The following is a 19,069-nucleotide window of genomic DNA, read 5'->3' on the forward strand; positions in this document are numbered from 1 at the left end:
GCTTAGGGAATGGTCCGGTTGCTCGGTGGGGACGCAGGGGTGTTGGTCGCCCGGGAATTGAGTCATGGGTATGGCGGGGAGCGGGTTCTGCGGGACGTGGGATTTGTGGTCGGGGCGGGGGAGGTCGTCGCCGTTCGGGGGCCGAGCGGGTCGGGGAAGTCGTCGTTGCTTTACTGTCTGGCCGGAGTTGTGGTGCCGGACGACGGTGCCGTGCTTTTCCAGGGGGAGGATCTGGCGCGGGCGTCGGACGAGCGGCGGAGCGCGGTGCGCGGGGAGCATTTTGGGTTTGTGCTCCAGTTCGGGGAACTCGTGCCGGAACTGAGCCTGTTGGAGAACGTGGCGCTGCCGCTGCGGCTACGGAAGGTGCGGCGCGGGGCCGCCGAACGGGAGGCTGCCGCGGTGCTCGACCGGCTCGGCATCGGCGAGTTGGGCGGACGGACAGCGGCCGAGGTCTCGGGCGGCCAGGCGCAGCGGGCGGCCGTCGCGCGGGCGCTGGTGCACCGCCCCTCGGTGGTCTTCGCCGACGAGCCGACCGGCGCACTCGACCAGGCGAGTGGGGAACTCGTCCTCGAAGCGCTGCTCGACCTCGCCCGGAGCCGGGGCAGCGCCGTCGTGATCGTCACGCACGACGCGGCCGTGGCGGAGCGGGCCGACCGGACGGTCTTCATGCGGGACGGCCGCGTCACCGAGCCCGAGCGGGAGAACCCGTGACGGAACTGGGGATCGGCCTGCGCCTGCTGCGCGGCGCAGGCCGGGCGGGATGGCTGCGGCTCGCCCTGATGTCGTTCGGCACGGCGCTCGGCGTCGCCTGCCTTGCCGCGATGCTGGGCGTGCCGGGACTCCTAGGCGCCGAGCAGGCCCGCAAGGAACAGCGGGTGCCCGTCGTCGCCGCGGACCCCGACGACGCGCGCGGCCTGCCGACGATCGCCGGGGAACTCGGCTCCTGGCGGGCGAGTCCGCTGACCCGGATGGCGATCGCCGCCGCCGGACAGGACGGCCCCGCGCCGCCGGGGCTGGCCCGGCTCCCCCGGCCCGGCGAGCTCTTCCTGTCTCCCCGGCTCGCGGCGGCTTACGCGGCCGACCCCGCGCTCCGCGCGTCCTTCACGGGCACGCCCGCCGGGATCGTCCAGGACGCCGGGCTGGCCTCCCCCGACGAGCTGCTCGCCTACGAGGGCGTGGCACGGCACAAGGCCGACGCCGACGCGGAGCCGTTCACCGGCTTCGGCGTCCCAGGCGCGGCCGGGGCGGGCATGGACCCGGCCGAGGTGCGGCTGATCTCCTTGGCGGTGGCGCTGCTGGTCCTCGTTCCGACCGGCGTCTTCCTCTGGGTGTGCACCCGGCTGTCGGCGGCGACCCGGGCGCGGCGGCTCGCCGCGCTGCGGCTGCTCGGCATGAGCGTCCGGCAGGTGCGCCGCGTCTCGGCGGTGGAGTCGCTCGCCTACGCGGTGCCGGGCGCGTTCCTCGGGGTCGCGCTGTTCCTGGCGGCCGACCACGCCCTCGCCCGCAGCGGGCTGCCCGGGGTGCGGTGGTTCCCCGAGGACTTCCACCCCTCGCCGCTCGCGCTGACCGTCTGCCTGCTCATGGTGCCGCTGCTGGCGGTGGCCGCCAACTTCGCGGGCACCCACCGGGCCCTCCTCGACCCGCTCGGCGTACGGCGGCAGGCGCCCACCCGGGCCCCGCGCCCGTGGACGACGCTGCCGCTCCTCCTCGGCGCGGGCGTGCTGGCCGGTTTCGTCGTGGTCGGCGCGCTGGGTCGGACGATGAGCGGGCAGGCGGCCGACCTCCTGCTCATCACCGGGATCCTGCTGACGGGCGCGGGCCTCGTCGCCGCGATCCCGCTGCTGACCGCGCACGCCGCAGAACTCCTGCACCGGCTCGGCGGCGGCCTCCCGAGCCTGCTGGCGACCCGACGGCTGCGGCACGACCCGGGCAACGCCCTGCGGGTGGTGGCCGGGCTCGTCGTCGCCGTGTTCGCCACCGGCGTCGCCCAGCACGTGATCACGCTCGTCCAGGCCACCGCCTCGCCGACGGGCAAGCACCGCGAATACCGCTTCTCCGCCTCCGGGGTGCCCGCGCCCGTCCGGGACACGCTGCGGACCCTGAGCGGGGTCACCGGGTCGGGGCTGCAACTCTGGGTGCCGCCCACCATCAATGACGAACCGCACCCGGAGCGCCCCGAGACATGGAACGTCGCGCACCTAGGGACCGGCGTCCTGGTAGGCACCTGCGCCGATCTCGCCGCCTTCTCCTCGTCCCCGCTGGACAGTTGCGCCGATGCCACCCCCTACCGGCTCGACTGGCGCTCACCCGGCGTGGTGACGCCGCCGCCGGGTGAGCGCCTCTCCGTCCCCCTGGAGTCCGGCTCCCTGACGATCGCGGCTCCCGACCCCATCCTGCGCCTGACACCCAACGACGCCTCCCTCATGGGCACCGCGACGATCCTGCTGCCACCGTCCGCCTTGGACGGCCGCGCCCTCCCCGACGACGCCGAGATCTATCTCGCGTCCAGCCCCGACAGCTCCGTCGTCCAACGTGTCCTGCAAGGGCTGTCGGTGCTGCTACCCGGCACCGAGATCGAACTGGTCGGCGCGGATCTGGAGGCGCAGCAGCGCGCCGCACTCATCGGCGTGCTGCTGTACGCCGGACTGGGCGCCGGCGGCCTGGTCGGCCTGTGTGCCTTTCTCATCGCCTCGGTCGACCGCGCGGTCGAACGCCGCCGTGACGTCGCCGCCCTGGTGCTCGTCGGGGTTCCGCTCCGGCTTCTCCGCGCCTCCCAACTGCTCCAGCTCGTCCTTCCCCTGGGCGTCGGCCTCCTCCTCGCCGTCATCACCGGCCAACTGGCCGGGTACGCCTACCTCGCGGGCGGCGGCGACGAGGAGTTGGCACGCCTCCAAGGCGCGCTCGTGGTCCTCGCGGCGGGCGCGCTCACCATTCTCGCCACCGCCCTCGCCTCCCTGCCCACGGTCGGCAGACGAGTGGACGTCGCCCTCCTCCACCGGGAGTGATCGCGGGACGCCACACCGGGCATCCAGCAGGCCCCCGGACTGAGGTGTCCGGGGGCCTTGGGGGTCAGAGCGTGAGGACGATCTTGCCGAAGTGGGTGTGGGAGTCGAGGTGGGTCAGGGGTCAGGCGTCGGCCTGGGAGCCGCGCACGACGCAGGACGCGCTGTTCTCCCAACCCCAGCCGTCACCGTCGGGGTCGGCGGAGGCGCTGGAGCAGTACGGGTAGCCGTTCGGGGCCGTGGAGTTGCCGTTGCCGCCGCCGCTGCCGGTGTCGGCGGACGAGCCGCGCACGACGCAGGACGCGCTGTTCTCCCAACCCCAGCCGTCGCCATCGGGGTCAGCGGAGGCGCTGGAGCAGTACGGGTAGCCGTTCGGGGCCGTGGAGTTGCCGTCGTTACCGCCGTTGTTGCCGTTGTTGCCGTTGCCGCTGCCGGTGTCGGCGGACGAGCCGCGCACGACGCAGGACGCGCTGTTCTCCCAACCCCAGCCGTCACCGTCCGGGTCGGCGGAGGCGCTGGAGCAGTACGGGTAGCCGTTCGGGGCGGTGCCGCCGTCGTTGCCGTCGTTGCCGTCGTTGCCGTTGTTGCCGTTGGTGTAGACGGAGGCGACCTGGGGGGCGCGGGCCTTCAGGCCGTCGGTGCCGTTGATGAAGCGCTGGCCCCACGGGGTGAGCGAGGTGGCCGAGAAGCCGTTCACCATGTCGAGGTACTCGACGCCGCTGCCGTTGCCGGACCAGGACCAGCCGAGCACACCGATGCCCTGGCCACGGGTGTGGCTGAGGATCGTCGCCTCGTCGGGGTCGCCGTCGGAGTGGTTGTCGCCGAACTCGCCGACCAGGATGGGCAGGCCCCGGCTGGTGAACGAGTCAAGGTAGGCCCGCACCTTCGACGCCGTGTTGTAGACGCCGTACATGTGCACGCTGAACACGGTGTTCCCGTCGGCGGCGGCGACCGTCCCGGCGTTGTCGCGCATCGTGTTGGACCAGTCCTGGCCCCAGTTCGGGGCGTCGACGACCAGCGTGTGCGAGAGCCCGGCCGACCTCAGCGTGTTGATCGCCGCGACCGTGTCGGACGCCCAGTTCTGGTAGCCGCTGTTGCCGAAGGGCTCGTTACCGATGTTGATCATCACGTACGCCTCCTGGCCCCGCAGGACCGAGGCGATGCCGACCCAGTACTGCGCGGCGGCGCTCAGCGACCGCGCGGCGCCGTCCTCGCCGTACCCGGTGGTGTCGTGGTTCTCCAGCATGCAGACCAGTTGGTTCCGCTTGCAGAGGTCGATGATGTTGGCGACGTCCGAGGCGGAGTTCGTCCCCCACCGGCCGCCGCTCAGCACCACCCGCACGGTGTTGGCCCCGGCCTCGCGGATCGCCGCGATCGACGACGTCTGGCTCGGGTACCACGCGTGGGCGTGGTTCACGCCCTGCGGCACGAACAGGTTCCCGTTCGCGTCGTAGATCTTCCCGCCGCTCACCGTGAACCCGCCCGCCGCCTGCGCGGGCACCGCTCCGACGAACACGGCGGCGAACGCCACCAGCATCGCCATGAGAATACGTCTCATCCGACTTCTCTCCTCCTCAACCAGGGTGGTACATCTCACTTAACCGGCTAAGCAACCGGTGTGATCGTAACGCCTTATCCGAGATTAAGGAACAGTGAACTTCGACTTTCCCCCGCCACACCGACCGACCAGACCGGCCCCGAAAGCCCCACAACCCCCTGGGCCAGCAGTGATAGCTGTCACTTAACTGATTAATCAAAGAATGCGCAATTCCCAGGATGCAAACCCATCTGAAGCATCCGCCACCACCGCACCGAGCGCATGGAAAGGCCCCCGGAGGTGGGGTTCACCTGGCGGGGGCCGTTTCTGGGCGCGTGGGCGGGTCTCGCCTGGGGCGCGGGTGGGGCTGACGGAACTGTGGTTCCGGGCCTCGGTGCCGGCGGGTGGGTGTGCCCTGGTGGCGGGGTCGGAAAGGGTCAGGCGCGGTTGACGGCCGACAGGACGGCCTTCAGGGAGGCGGTGACGATGTTGGCGTCCACGCCCACACCCCAGAGGGTCTGCTCGCCGACCTGGCATTCGACGTAGGCGGCGGCCTTGGCGTCGCCGCCGGAGCTCATCGCGTGCTCGGCGTAGTCCAGGACGCGGACGTCGACGCCGACGGGCGCCAGCGCGTCCACAAAGGCGCTGATCGGGCCGTTGCCGATGCCCTCGATCTCGCGGATCTCGCCGTCGATGCGGACGTCGCAGTTCAGCAGGTCCTTCTCGTCCACCCGGGACGACGTGCGGTGCGCCAGCAGGCCGATGCGCGGGCCGCCCGACAGGTACTCGCGCTCGAAGATCCGCCACATCGTGTCGGCGGTGACCTCGCCGCCCTGGTCGTCGGTGTGCTCCTGGACGACCCGGGAGAACTCGATCTGCAGCTTGCGCGGCAGCTCCAGCGAGTGCTCGGTCTTCATGATGTAGGCGACGCCGCCCTTGCCGGACTGGCTGTTGACCCGGATGACGGCCTCGTAGGTACGGCCGACGTCCTTCGGGTCGATAGGCAGGTACGGAACCTGCCAGGTGAAGTCGTCCACCGGCACCCCGGCGGCGGCCGCGTCACGTTCCAGGTGCTCGAAGCCCTTCTTGATGGCGTCCTGGTGGGAGCCGGAGAAGGCCGTGTACACGAGGTCGCCGCCGTAGGGGTGGCGCTCGTGGACGGGTAGCTGGTTGCAGTACTCGACGGTGCGGCGGACCTCGTCGATGTCGGAGAAGTCGACCTGCGGGTCCACGCCCTGGGTGAACAGGTTCAGGCCCAGCGTCACCAGGCAGACGTTGCCGGTGCGCTCGCCGTTGCCGAACAGGCAGCCCTCGATGCGGTCGGCCCCGGCCAGGTAGCCCAGCTCGGCGGCGGCGACGGCGGTGCCGCGGTCGTTGTGCGGGTGCAGCGACAGCACGACGGAGTCACGGTAGGCCAGGTGCCGGTGCATCCACTCGATCTGGTCGGCGTAGACGTTCGGCGTGGCCATCTCGACGGTCGCGGGCAGGTTGACGATGACCTTCCACTCCGGCGTCGGCTGCCACACGTCGTTCACCGCGTTGCAGACCTCGACGGCGTACTCCAGCTCGGTGCCGGTGAAGGACTCGGGCGAGTACTCGAAGAAGATCTTCGTGTCGGTCTCGGCGGCCAGCTTCTTGCACAGCTTGGCGCCCTCGACGGCGATGGCGGTGATGCCGTCCTTGTCCTGCCCGAAGACGACCCGGCGCTGGAGCGTGGACGTCGAGTTGTACAGGTGGACGATCGCCTGCCTGGCGCCCTCCAGCGACTCGAACGTGCGCTGGATCAGCTCGGGCCGGGCCTGGGTCAGCACCTGGATGACGACGTCGTCGGGGATCAGCCCGTCCTCGATGATGGTGCGGACGAAGTCGAAGTCGGTCTGTGAGGCGGCGGGGAAGCCGACCTCGATCTCCTTGTAGCCCATCCGTACCAGCAGCTGGAACATCTTCAGCTTGCGGGCGGAGTCCATCGGGTCGATCAGGGCCTGGTTGCCGTCGCGCAGGTCCACCGCGCACCAGCGGGGCGCCTCGGTGATCACCTTGTCAGGCCAGGTGCGGTCGGCCAGCTTCACCGGCGCGAAGGGCGTGTAGCGCTGGAACGGCATGCCGCTGGGCTTCTGGTCGTTCATCGGGGGTCCGGCTCCTCGTCTTGTGTACTCACAATGACGGGCAACACTCAGCTCCGCGGCGGGGAAGCCCGTCTTTCAGGCCCCGTCGCGGCCGCTAAGGAGGATCAGGCCGAACAGCACGTCTCGCAAGCTACCAGATTTCCGCGGGGTTAACGAATCGCCCAAGCTCGTGATCTTCGCGGGGAACCTGCCTGTGCCCGGCGCGCGTTGTGCTTCGATGAGACCTTCGGGGGACAGTGGGAGGAAGAGCGTTTGCGTGGCGTGAGACGGACCGGGGCGGCGACCGCCCGGACGGTGGGCGGGACGACGGCCGTCGCGCTGGCGGCGGCGCTGTGCCCGTGGGGCGCGGCGGCGCGCGCCGAGGTCAGGTGCAACACGGGCGAGCCGGGGTTCGTCGAGGGCGGGTACGCCGTCCAGGCGAACCGGTGGAACAGCCACGGCGAGATCTGTGTCACGTTCGAGGGCGAGGCGGGCTTCACGGTCACCGGCAGTTCGCTCGACTGGGGCAACCTGACGAACGGCGCCCCGCCCGGGGCCTATCCGAACATCGGCACGGCGCTGGCGGACGAGCGGCTGCCGCTGCGGATCGACTCCCCCAAGGACGTCCGGACGACCTGGGAGATCACCCTCGCCGAGGGCGACTACAACGCGTCCTATGACGTCTGGTACCACCCGGACAGGGCGGCGTGCACCTCGACGAACCCGCACATCGTGGCGAACGGCGGCGCGCTGGAGATCATGATCTGGCTGGCCAGCCCCGGCATCGACCCGTCGCCGGACTGGAAGGTCGCCGACGGGCTCACGATCGGCGACCACGTGTACGACCTGTACCGCTTCACCGGCCCGACCGGACAGACCGGGCTGATCTACGACATGCGCGAACAGACCACAAAGATCACGAACTTCGACCTGAAGCCGTTCGCGAAGGACGCGGTGGACCGGGGCTTCCAGAAGGCGGACGCCTACCTGTGCAAGGTCCAGGCCGGGTTCGAGATCACCCGTGGCGGGGTCGGCCTGCGCACCGACGCGTTCGCCCTGCGCGTCGCCGACCCGAAGCCGGCGAAGCCGAAGGAGCCGGAGCTGTCCGGCGAGGCACGTCCCGAGGACGCCGCCCCGACGGCGCAGCCCGGCCCGTCCACGGGCGCCGCGCTGCCGCCGACGGCCCCGCGCCCGGAGGAGGCCGACGCGGCCGACCAGGACGCGCTGGAGGACCTCCCACTGCCGTTCCTGCTCGTGCTGCCCGTCGTCGCGGGTGCCGCAGCCGCCGCCTGGTGGTGGCGCCGCAGCCCTGGCTGACGCGCGGGGCGGCCGGCGTCAGCCGATGTGGATCCAGGTCGCCTGCGACGGCTTGCCGGACTTCGTCTTGACAAAGAGCATGTACCAGCCGGGAGGCGCGATGTTCCGGTTGCCGGTGAGGGTGAGCCGGTAGCGGTTCTTGCCCAGCGCCTTCACCGGCAGCCGCACCGACCGCTGGTTCGGGTCGGAGGAGTGCGTGACGGCGATGGGCCGCACGAGTGACGCCGAGGTGATGGCCGCGCTTGTGGTGATGACGGGTTTCGCTCCGTACTTCCAGCCCTTGACCACCTTGGTCACCTTCGGCGCCTCGCCCTTCTTGTACAGGTAGGGCGGGTGGTAGATCGAGATCCGCGTGTCGAAGTAGCTGTCGTTGCCGTCCTCGGGCACCGGGATGTCCGGGTTGCTGCCGACCGCGAGGACCCTGCCGTCCGGGAGGAGGACGGCGCTGCTGTGGTACGTCCGGGAAACCGGGTCGGACGCGACGGGCTTCCACTTCATCGCGGCCGTCGCCTTGGACGGGTCGAGGATCGACGCCTCGTGCACGTGCTCGGCCCGGTTCTGCTGCGAGCCGCCGGTCTCGAACACGGTGCCGTCGGCGAGGATGACGGCCGACACGTACACCTTGCCCGCGCCGCCGCCCTGCGGGGTGTAGTTGCCGCCGATCTCGACGGTGCCGTAGGGCAGGTTGGGGCCCTTGGCGTAGCGCGCGGCGGCGCCCTTGCGCAGGTCGATGACGTCGGTCGCGCGCAGGCCCGTGCCGTTGGGGTCGGCGAAGTTCTTGCCTCCGATGACCATGACGCGCTGGTCCTGGGCGGGCGGGAGAAGCAGCGCGGCGGACTGGTCGCGGGCGTAGGGGTAGCGCAGTCCGGCGTTGTCGTTCGGGTTGTCCGGGGTGCCGCCGAGTTCGGCGTAGGCGCCGGTGTTCGGGTCGAGGTAGCCGGGGCCGACGATGTTGCCGTTGCCGTAGTAGCGCGGGTAGCTGAAGACGCTGGAGCCGTTGTAGAACAGCTTGCCGTTGGCGGCGAGGACGAGCGAGGGGTAGGTCGCCCAGTTGATGCCGGTCTCGGGCACCGCCGCGTCGCCGAGCCACCTCCTGGTCTTCCAGGAGAACCGCTCGGAGTACGGGGAGACGACGCTCTCCTCGTCGCCGCCGCGCGCGTAGTTGTAGCCGCCGACGGAGTAGACGTCGCCGTTGCCGAGCAGGGTCGCCGACGGGTACCAGTGGCCGTCGACGAGGTCGTTGACCTTGGTGTACCGGTTGGTCTTCGGGTCGAAGATGTAGGAGTTCCGGGACCCGCGCCACCCCTGGTACTCGTAGGTGTAGGGGATGCCGTCCTCGGTGACGCCGCCCGCGTACCCCGCGTACTCGGCGGTGCCGCTGACGACGAGGACCCGCCCGTCGGGCAGTTGGACGTGCCCGGCGCAGAACATGTCATACGGCGTCGGCACGTTGGTGAACTTGTTGGTCTTCGGGTCGTAGACCTTGGTGACGAACTCGCCGCGCCGGAAGCGGGCCTCGCCGTTGCCGGATCCGGCGATGAGCAGGACCTTGCCGTTGTGCAGGAGGACGCTGTGGATGGCGCGCACGCCGCCGTCGCCGAAGTCCTCGACGGTCCAGTGGCCCTTGGTGCACTCGGACCCGACGCACTTGGCCGTGCCCTTGGCGGGCGCGATCTTGTAGTTGTCGGTGGTGAGCGTGCCGGTGTCGTGCAGGGCCTGGCCGAACCGGACGGCCCTGGTCCCGGCCGGGACGGGCGGGGTTCGTCCCACGGAGAGCCGGAAGCCCTTGGCGGCGGGCAGGTAGGGGAAGGTGTGCCACTTCACCCACTTGCCGTTCTTCTTCTGCCGGAACACCGTGAGGGCGGTCTTGCCCGAGGTGGACCGGTAGGCGAGCTGGAGGTCGTACCTCTTGCCGGGCGTGACCTTCACCGCGCAGTTCGTCGACTGGAGCAGCGCCTTGAAGCCGCCCCGGTACCGCGTGATGTTGACGGTCGCCCCGCGCGCGCTCTTCTGCCCGCCCTTGACGGTTCCGATGGTGCCGGTGTTGTTCCCGGTGGTGTAGCGCGCCCAACAGGAGGGCAGCCCTCCCCCGACCTTCTCCAGGCCGGGGTTCTGCACCTTGGGCGAGGGGGCTGCCGACGCGGCGGGGACGGCCCCGGCGAGCACCGTCGTCGCCCCGACGACCGAGGCGAACAGAACGGCGGACGCACGGGGGCGCTCGTACCGCATCAGACCTCCAAAGTCATATATGTCCTATTTGTCGGATTAGGCCCACTGTTTCTACCGCAAGATCGGACCGGACCCGGCACCGGCTCAGCGGATGTGCACCCAGCGGGCCTCCGACGGCTTCCCGGACTTGGTCTGGACAAAGAGCATGTACCAGCCCGGAGGCACGACGTTCTTGCGCTTGTCGATGGTCAGCCGGTACTTCCCGCCGCCGAGGGACCGCACCGGAACCCTGACCGAGCGCTGGTTCGGGTCGGAGGAGTGGGTCACCGCCATCGGACGGATCAGGGACGCCCGGGTGATGGGCGCGTTCGTCCTGATGGTGGTCTGCGCGCCCGTGGTCAGGCCCTTCGCGTACGAGGTGACCTTCGGGGCGTCGCCGCCCTTGTAGAGATAAGGCGGATGGAAGATGGAGATCCGGGTGTCGAACGAATTGTCCCAGGGGTTGCTCCCGACGGCCAGCACCCGCCCGTCCGGGAGCAGCACCGCCGAGGCGTGGTAGCTCCGGCTCACCGGGTCGGCCGCGACGGGCTTCCACCGCATCTTCGACACCGACGGCACCGGGTCGAGGATCGACGTCCCGTGCACGTGGTCGGACCGCGTCTGCTGCGAGCCGCCCGTCTCCAGGAGCTTGCCGTCCGGCAGCAGGACCGCCGACACGTACGTCTTGCCCTGGGCGCCGGTCTGCTTGCGGGCGGGCGCGTCGGTGCCGTCGCCGTAGTGGATGACGCCGTGCGGAAGGTCCGGGCCCGCCTTGTAGCGCGGCTTGGCGGCCTTCAGGTCGATGACGTCCGTGAGCCTGATAGCCGGTTCGCCGTTGCTGAAGTCCTTGCCTCCGATGACCATGTAGCGCTGGTCCTGCGCGGGTGGAAGCAGCACCGCCGCCGACTGGTCGCGCGCCTCCGGCAGGCGCAGGCCGCCGAAGTCCGGCAGCGCGCCCCACGCCCCGGTGTCCGGGTCGAGGAAGCCCGGCCCGCGCAACCGGCCGTCGGTGTGGCGCGGCGGGCCGAAGACGTAGCTGCCGCTGTAGAACAGCTCCGCCGACTTCGGGGTGAGGTGCAGCGCCGGGTACGTCGCCCAGTCGATGCGCGGCTGGGCCACCTCACCCTCCTTCAGCCACCGCTTCTTGGACCACGAGTACCGGTCGGCGACGAGCGAGACGAGGTTGCCCTGGTCGGCGTCGTCCTGCCGCTCGTCGGCGTAGCCCCCGACGGAGTAGACGTCGCCGTTGGCCAGCAGCGTCGCCGACGGGTACCAGTGCCCGTCGGCCATGTCGTTGGCCTTCTCGTACCGGTTGGTCTTCGGGTTGAACAGGTACGACTGCTTGGACCCGAGCCATCCGGTGTCCGGCACCACGTTGTAGTCGGAGTACTCCTCGGTGCCGCCCATCACCAGGACGCGGCCGTCCGGGAGCTGGACGTGCCCGGCGCAGAACATGTCGTACGGCGTCGGGATGTTGGTGAACTTGTTGGTCTTCGGGTCGTAGAGCTTGGTCTTGGGGTCGCGGAACTCGTTGATGTTGTTGCCCGACCCGGCGATCATCAGGACCTTGCCGTTGTGCAGCAGGACGGTGTGGACGGACTTGACGCCCTTGTCGCCGAAGCCCTCGACGATCCAGTGGCCCTTCGTGCACTCCGACCCGGCGCACTTGGCCGTGCCCTTGGCGACGGCGATCTTGTAGTTGTCGGTCGTGAGCGTGCCCGTGCCGTACAGGCCCTGGCCGAACCGGATCGCCTTGGTCCCGGCCGGGACCGGCGGGGTCCGTCCCACGGACAGCCGGAAGCCCTTGGACGACGGCAGGTAGGGGAAGGTGTGCCACTTCACCCACGCGCCGTTCTTCTTCTGCCGGAACACCGTCAGCGCCGTCTTGCCCGACGTGGACTTGTACGCGAGCTGAAGGTCGTACTTCTTGCCCGGATCCACCTTGACCGCGCACTTCGGCGCCTGGAGCAGCGCCCGGAACCCGCCCGTGTACGCCGAGACGGCGACCGTCGCCGCCTTCGCGCTCCTGTTCCCGCCCTTGACCGACGCGAACGTCCCGGTGCTCTTACCCGTCGTGTGGCCCGTCCAGCACGTCGGCAGCCCACCGGAGACCTGCTCCAGGCCGGGATTCGTCACCTTCGGCTTCGGCGCCGCGTGCGCGGCGGGCGCCGCGCCCGACAGCAGCGCGGTCGCACCGACCGCGGCGGCGACGAGTACCGCGGAGGCACGGGGGCGTTCGTACCGCATGGGGGCCTCCGGGGTCACGAGGCGGACGGGGAAGCCTCGGCCCGGCGGGTGCGGCGACGGCTCGGGGGGAGCCGCCGCCGCGCCCGGGGATCACGCCTGGTCGAGGGCGGTCGGGGGTGCGCCTACTTGATGTGCACCCACTGGGCGGTGGACGGCTTGCCGGACTTCGTCTGGACGAAGAGCATGTACCAGCCCGGCGGGACGACGCTCTTACGCGTGTCGATCGTGAGCCGGTACTTGCCTCCGCCGAGCGCCTTCACCGGCACGTTGATCGAGCGCTGGTTCGGGTCGGAGGAGTGGGTGACGGCGATCGGCCGGATCAGCGACGCCTTGGTGACCGCCGGGCCGCTGACGGTGACCGTCGGACGGGACCCGGTGGTCAGCCCCTTCGTGTACTTGGTGATCTTCGGGGCGTCCCCGCCCTTGTACAGGTAGGGCGGGTGGAAGATCGAGATCCGCGTGTCGAAGGAGTTGTCCAGCGGGTTGCTACCGACCGCGAGGATGCGCCCGTCCGGGAGCAGCACGGCCGAGCTGTGGTAGCTGCGGCTCACCGGGTCCGGCGCGACCGGACGCCACTTCATCTTCGACACCGACGGCACCGGGTCGAGGATGGACGTGCCGTGCACGTGGTCGGAGCGGTTGCCCTCCGAGCCGCCGGTCTCCAGCAGCTTGCCGTCGGGCAGCAGGACCGCCGACACGTACGTCTTGCCCTGGGCGCCGGTCTGGCGGCGCGCGGGCGCGTCGGTGCCGTTGCCGTAGTGGATGACGCCGTGCGGCAGGTTCGGGCCCGCCACAAAGCGTGGGTTCGCCGCGTTCAGGTTGATCACGTCGGTGAGCCGGATCGACGGCTCGGGCGTCGCGAAGTTCTTGCCGCCGATCACCATGACCCGCTGCGCCTGCGCCGGGTGCAGCAGCACCGACGCGGCCTGGTCGCGCGCCTCGGGACGGCGCAGGTTGCCGTTGTTCGGCAGCGCGCCCCACTGGCCGGTGGTCGGGTTGAGGAAGCCGGGGCCGAGGAGCGTGCCGTCGCCGTTCACCGGGTGCGAGAACACCGAGACGCCGCTGTAGAACAGCGCGGCGGCCTTGGTGGTGAGGTGCAGCGACGGGTAGGTCGCCCAGTTGATCCCGGTCTGCGCGACCTGGTCGGCGGGCAGCCAGCGCTTGCGGCTCGCCGAGTACAGCTCGCTGACCAGGGACACCTTGTTGCCGCCGGTATCGCCGTTGGCGCGTTCGAAGGCGTAGCCGCCGACGGAGTACACGTCGCCGTTCGGCAGGATCGTGGCGGACGGGTACCAGTGGCCGTCGACCATGTCGTTGACCTTGGTGTACCGGTTGGTCCGCGGGTCGAAGACGTAGGACTGCTTCGAGCCCTTCCAGCCCGCCGTCTCGTTGCCGACCGCGTCGTACTCGGCGTACTCCTCGGTGCCGCTCAGCACGAGCACCCTGCCGTCGGCCAGTTGGACGTGGCCCGCGCAGAACATGTCGTAGGGGGTCGGCACGTTGGTGAACCTGTTCGTCTTCGGGTCGTAGACCTTGGTGACGAACGTGCCCGCGTTGAAGCTGCCGGGGTCGTTGCCGGAGCCGGCGATGAGCAGCACCTTGCCGTTGTGCAGCAGGACGCTGTGGATCGCCTTCACCCCGCCGTTGCCGAAGTCCTCGACGGTCCAGTGCCCCCTGGTGCACTCGGAGCCGACGCACTTGGCGGTGCCCTTGGCGGGCGCGATCCGGTAGTTGTCGGTGGTGAGCGTGCCGGTGCCGTACAGGCCCTGCCCGAACCGGATCGCCCTGGTCCCGGCCGGGACGGGCGGTGTCCGGCCGACCGACAGCCGGTACTTGGCCGAGGCGGGCAGGTAGGGGAAGGTGTGCCACTTCACCCACTTGCCGTTCTTCTGCTGCCGGAACACCGTCAGCGCCGTCTTGCCCGAGGTGGACTTGTAGGCGAGCTGCAGGTCGTACTTCTTGCCCGGGTCGACCTTGACGGCGCAGCCCGGCTTCTGCAGGAGGGCCTTGAAGCCGCCGGTGCGGCGGGTGACGCTGACCCGCACGGCCTTGGAACCGCGCTGGCCGTCCTTCACCGAACGGAACGTGCCCGTGTTGTTGCCGGTGGAGTACTTGGCCCAGCAGTCGGGCAGCGCGCCGCCCGCCTTCTCCAGGCCGGGGTTCTGCACCTTGGGCGTGGGCGCCGCGTTGGCCGCGGGCACCGCGCCGCTGAACAGCGCGGTGGCTCCGACGGCGGAGGCGAACAGGACCGCGGACGCTCGGGGGCGTTGGTACCGCATGAGGGGAACTCCAGAATTCTGTTGCACGGGAGGCGCCGCGGCGCCTCCCGCTGTGTGCGGAGCGGGCCGGCGGCGGGGGCCGCCGGCACGCGCACGGGAGAGTCTGTGTCAGCTGATGTGCACCCACCGGGCGACCGAGGGCTGGCCGCCCTTGGTCCGGACGACGAGCATGTACCAGCCGGGCGGTGTGATGTTCGCGCGCTTGTCCATGGTGAGCCGGTACCGGTTGCCGCCGAGCGACTTGACCGGCAGGTTCACCAGGCGCTGGTTCGGGTCGGAGGAGTGGGTGACGGCCATCGGCCGGATCAGGTACGCCTTGGTGATCTTCGTGTTGGTCTTGACGACCGGCTTGGCCCCGCGCTTCCAGCCCTTCGGCGCGGTGGTGATCTTCGGCCGGGCGCCCTTGTACATGTAGGGCGGGCTGTAGATCGAGATGCGGGTGTCGAAGAAGCTGTCGCCGTCGGCGCCCGGGTAGTCGGGGTTGCTGCCGACGGCGAGCACCCTGCCGTCCGGGAGCAGGACCGCGGTGTTGTGGTACGTGCGCGCCACCGGGTCGGCGGCGACGGGCGTCCACTTCATGTTCTTGGCCTGCTTGGTCGGGTCCAGGATGGACGCCTCGTGCACGTGCTCGGAGCGGGTGTACTGCGACCCGCCGGTCTCGAAGACCTTGCCGTCGGCGAGGATGACGGCCGACACGTAGGTCTTGCCCGCGCCGCCGCCCTGCGGCGTCACCTGGTCGCCGATCGCGACCCTGCCGTAGGGCAGGTTCGGGCCCGCCACAAAGCGCGGGTTGGCGGCCTTGAGGTTGATGACGTCGGTGTAGCGGATCGCCTTGGCGTTGGCGTCGGCGAAGTTCTTGCCGCCGATGATCATGACCTTCTGGTCCTGCGCGGGCGGCAGCAGCAGCGCCGCCGACATGTCACGCGAGGCGGGCGCGCGCAGGTTGCCGTTGTTCGGCAGCGCGCCCCAGGCGCCGGTGGTCGGGTTGAGGAAGCCGGGGCCGCGCAGCGAGCCGTCCGCGTTGATCGGGTGGCTGAAGACGCTGGAGCCGTTGTAGAACAGGCGGCCGTCCTCGGTGAGGATCAGCGACGGGTAGGTCGCCCAGTTGATGCCGGGCTGCGCGACCTCGTCCTGGTTCAGCCAGCGCTTCTGCGCCAGCGAGTACCGCTCGGCCACCAGCGACACGAGGTTCGCGGCGTTCTCGGCGCGCTGCGCGGCGTACCCGCCGACGGAGTAGACGTCGCCGTTGCCGAGGATGGTGGCCGACGGGTACCAGTGCCCGTCGACCATGTCGTTGACCTTCTGGTACCGGTTGGTCCTCGGGTTGAAGATGTAGGACTTCTTCGACCCGATCCAGCCAGCCGTCTCGTTGCCGACCTCGTCGTACTGGGCGTACTCCTCGGTGCCGCTCATCACCAGGACGCGGCCGTCGGGCAGTTGGACGTGGCCCGCGCAGAACATGTCGTAGGGGGTCGGCACGTTGGTGAACTTGTTGGTCTTGGGGTCGTAGACCTTGGTGACGAACTCGCCACGGCCGAACCGCCCGGCGCCGTTGCCGGACCCGGCGATCATGAGGACCTTGCCGTTGTGCAGCAGCACGCTGTGGATGGCCCGCACCCCGGTGTTCCCCGCGAACGACCGCACCACCCACTTGCCGCGCTTGCACTCGGGGCCCTTGCACCGCAGCTCGCCCGAGGCCGCCGCGACCCGGTAGTTGTCGGTGACGAGCGTGCCGGGCTCCGACAGCGCCAGGCCCCACCGGATCTCGCTGGTGCCGGCGGGGACGACGGGCGTGCGCACCGTCGCGGACCGGAACGCCTTGGCGGCCGAGAGCGGCGGCAGCGTCTCCCAGCGCACCCACTTGCCGCCCGCGTTCTTGCGGAACAGCACGATCTCCGGGGAGTCGGAGGTGGACCGGTAGCGCACCTCAAGGTCGTACTGGCGGCCGGGCCTCACCTTGATCGCGCACTTGGCGTCCTGGATCAGCGCCTTGTAGCCGCTGGTCCGCGCGGTGATCTCGACCTCGGTGGCCACCTTGCCGCTGGCGCCCTTGACCACCCGGAACGCACCCGTGTTCCGGCCGGTCGAGTACTCCTGCCAACACTCGGGCACGCCTTCCGCGAGGCGCTCCAGGCCGGCGTTCTGGATCGACGGCGTGGGCGCCGCGACGGCCTGCCCGCTCAGGCCCGGGACGACCGCCGCCGCGCCGACGGCGGAGGCGAACAGGACCGAGCGGGTCCTACGGTGGAACCTCATCTTTGCCAAACCCCCAGGGCCACAGGTCAGTTGTCGCAGGCGATCTTGTTCTTGTCCGGGTCGAGCCCGTGCCGGTCCCGGCCGGGGACCTCAAGCCGGGTGAAGCCCCGCACCTTCAGGTACTCGCACTTCTGCGCCTGGGTCTTCACCTCTCTCGGGAACTCCCACGGGACGCAGATGGTCGCGCCGTACGCGTGGTCGCACCCGTCGACGTTCTCGGGGACGGGGACCGGTGTCTCCTTGGCCTTGGCGATGGCCACGGGGTCGGGCGGCGTCATCGTGACCTCCGGCGCCACCGGTTCCGGCGAGGCGGTCTCCGGTTCGCCGGGGACGACCTCGGTGGGCACGTCCTCGGCGAGCGCGGTCGGCGCGGCCGCCTTCTTCGGCTCCTCCTTGTCCCCTCCGTCGCCGCCGCGCAGCGCCAGGAAGACACCGCCGACAACGAGGGCCACCACCACCACTCCGGCGGCGGCGAGGGAAATGATCTTATTGCGTCGCACTACGAATCACCCGACAAAGACACAGGGGCGACGGGCCGGCGGCCCGCCTCCTCGACGAACTGCTCGATCCCGCCCGAGGGCGGCTGGCCGGAGGGGGCGCGGCTGCGGAGTCGAGGGGGTGCCGCGGCGTCTGTGCGAAATGTCGTGGTTCGTGGGAACCGCAACGCCGGTCACCTCCTCTCATGTCTGGGGCGAGTCGTCTCCCCTGCCGCTTCCGCCTCCCGGGTCGCCCGGGAAACAGAAATCGCCTCCACGGCTTGGATGCGCCGGGAAGGCGATTAGTTGTCGGGCGAGACCACTTTTTTCGACTGCACACCCATGTGGCGATCGTCACCCCGTACGGCCGTCCGGTCCATCAGTTCACTTTGTGACCGGTTTTTCGATGCAGCGGATGCTACCAGCAGCCTCGGCCACAACCCCGTGCCGTGTCCGGAATGAAACAGTCGATGGATTCAGCGAAAAAAGTCGGTGTCAGCCGGGCACCCCCGCCCGGAAGGCGAGGCCGTCGCCGGAGACCGTCATCGGGCCGCCGCGGTGCGGCACGAACAGCGCCTCGCCCCGCACCAGCCGCTCGTGCCCGCCGCCCCGCTCGACCCGCAACTCGCCCTCCAGGCACAGCAGCGCGCCGGGTCCCGGGTCGGCGACGCGCACCGGGGCCCCCTCCGCCGGCCGCAGCCGGGTCAGCTGGAACTGCGCGCACGGCACCGGGAACAGGTCCTCGCCGTTCGGCTGCCGGACCGCCGGGACGAGCTCGGGCGCGGACGGCGCGAAGTCGGTGACGGCCAGCAGCTCCGGCAGGTCCACGTGCTTGGGGGTGAGCCCGCCGCGCAGCACGTTGTCCGAGCTCGCCATGATCTCCACGGCCGTCCCGTGCAGGTAGGCGTGGATGGTGCGCGGCCTGGCGAACAGTGCCTGGCCCGGCTCCAGCGTCACATGGTGGAGCAGCAGCGCGACGGCGACACCCGGATCGCCGGGGTGCGCGGCCGCGAGCCCGGCCACCCAGCCGCCCGCCTGGGCCGCCTCGGCGACCAGCGCCGCCCTGTCGTCGTGCGGCCAGCCGGTGAGCAGCACGACGGCGGCGCGGGCGCCCTCGCCGTCCAGCACGTCGGCGACCCTGCCGAGCCGGGCCCCGCCCAGCGCGCGTAGCTGCGCCGCGGCCTCGGCGGGCGGCCGGAACCCGCACAGCGCCTCGAACCGCGTCACCGCGTACAGCAGCTCGGGTTTCGGCCAGTCGTCGTGGTAGCAGCGCTTGGGGTCGCCGACGGGCGGCCCGCCCTGCTCCTCGCGCAGGTACCCGGCGGCCGCCTGCGCGGCGTCCGGGTGCACCTGGATGGACAGCGCCGACTCCACGGCCAGCACCTTCAGCAGGAACGGGAGCCTGTCGGCGCCGGGCCCGAGCATCGGCTCCGGCGCGCGCGCGATGTGGTCGAGCAGCGAACCCGCCCCGGCGATCCGCGACGGGTCACCGGGGTGGGCGCCGATCCACAGCTCCGCCTCCGGGCCACGGCTCGGCCCGCCCCGGCCGAGCAGCTCGGCCAGGACGGTCCGGGAACCCCAGTCATAGGCGCGGATGGGGTTGTCCAGGCGGAGCAGCTCGGTCATCGTTCCGTTCCCGTTT

Annotated in this window: 11 protein-coding genes; 3 read left to right on the forward strand and 8 right to left on the reverse strand. The window is 70.6% G+C overall.

The features are described from left to right. Positions 1-9 precede the first annotated feature (9 nt). Positions 10-711: an ABC transporter ATP-binding protein gene (locus tag LO762_RS18330; protein WP_255686347.1), complete on the forward strand. Its 702-nt coding sequence runs from the start codon at positions 10-12 to the stop codon at positions 709-711. Beyond that, complete coding sequence (locus LO762_RS18335; protein ID WP_230616660.1) at positions 708-3,005, forward strand: FtsX-like permease family protein; 2,298 nt, start codon at positions 708-710, stop codon at positions 3,003-3,005. Before LO762_RS18330 ends, LO762_RS18335 begins: the two co-directional genes overlap by 4 nt. A gap of 121 nt (positions 3,006-3,126) precedes the next feature. On the opposite strand, the gene LO762_RS18340 is transcribed toward LO762_RS18335, so the two are convergent. Both LO762_RS18340 and leuA read right to left on the reverse strand, forming a co-directional pair. Then, a complete protein-coding gene (locus LO762_RS18340) occupies positions 3,127-4,560 on the reverse strand; it encodes a cellulase family glycosylhydrolase (RefSeq protein WP_230616662.1) in 1,434 nt (477 codons plus the stop codon). A 416-nt stretch (positions 4,561-4,976) separates the two neighbouring features. Continuing rightward, entirely contained in the window at positions 4,977-6,665 is a 1,689-nt protein-coding gene (gene leuA, locus LO762_RS18345; protein ID WP_230616664.1) for a 2-isopropylmalate synthase, read from the reverse strand. Between the two features lie 261 nt (positions 6,666-6,926). Here leuA and LO762_RS18350 point away from each other — a divergent pair, with 261 nt between their 5' ends. Next, positions 6,927-7,961 carry a hypothetical protein gene (locus tag LO762_RS18350; RefSeq protein WP_230616666.1) on the forward strand — a complete coding sequence of 345 codons (1,035 nt, stop codon included), beginning with the start codon at positions 6,927-6,929 and terminating at the stop codon, positions 7,959-7,961. Between the two features lie 18 nt (positions 7,962-7,979). On the opposite strand, the gene LO762_RS18355 is transcribed toward LO762_RS18350, so the two are convergent. The 6 genes from LO762_RS18355 to manA all read right to left on the reverse strand — a co-directional run bounded on the left by LO762_RS18355 (position 7,980) and on the right by manA (position 19,053). After that, complete coding sequence (locus LO762_RS18355) at positions 7,980-10,190, reverse strand: galactose oxidase early set domain-containing protein (protein ID WP_230616668.1); 2,211 nt, start codon at positions 10,188-10,190, stop codon at positions 7,980-7,982. Positions 10,191-10,274: 84 nt separating this feature from the next. Then, a complete protein-coding gene (locus LO762_RS18360) occupies positions 10,275-12,416 on the reverse strand; it encodes a galactose oxidase early set domain-containing protein (RefSeq protein ID WP_230616670.1) in 2,142 nt (713 codons plus the stop codon). A 122-nt stretch (positions 12,417-12,538) separates the two neighbouring features. Further along, positions 12,539-14,695, reverse strand: a complete 2,157-nt coding sequence (locus LO762_RS18365; protein WP_230616672.1) for a galactose oxidase early set domain-containing protein — start codon at positions 14,693-14,695, stop codon at positions 12,539-12,541. Positions 14,696-14,803: 108 nt separating this feature from the next. After that, positions 14,804-16,951, reverse strand: a complete 2,148-nt coding sequence (locus LO762_RS18370) for a galactose oxidase early set domain-containing protein (RefSeq protein ID WP_230616674.1) — start codon at positions 16,949-16,951, stop codon at positions 14,804-14,806. A gap of 26 nt (positions 16,952-16,977) precedes the next feature. Beyond that, positions 16,978-17,451 (reverse strand): hypothetical protein, encoded by a 474-nt coding sequence (locus LO762_RS18375; RefSeq protein WP_230616676.1) that lies wholly within the window; start codon positions 17,449-17,451, stop codon positions 16,978-16,980. 471 nt (positions 17,452-17,922) lie between these two features. After that, entirely contained in the window at positions 17,923-19,053 is a 1,131-nt protein-coding gene (gene manA, locus LO762_RS18380) for a mannose-6-phosphate isomerase, class I (protein ID WP_230616678.1), read from the reverse strand. Positions 19,054-19,069 lie beyond the last annotated feature (16 nt).

The sequence above is a fragment of the Actinocorallia sp. API 0066 genome, from assembly GCF_020991275.1.
Lineage (GTDB): Bacteria > Actinomycetota > Actinomycetes > Streptosporangiales > Streptosporangiaceae > Actinocorallia.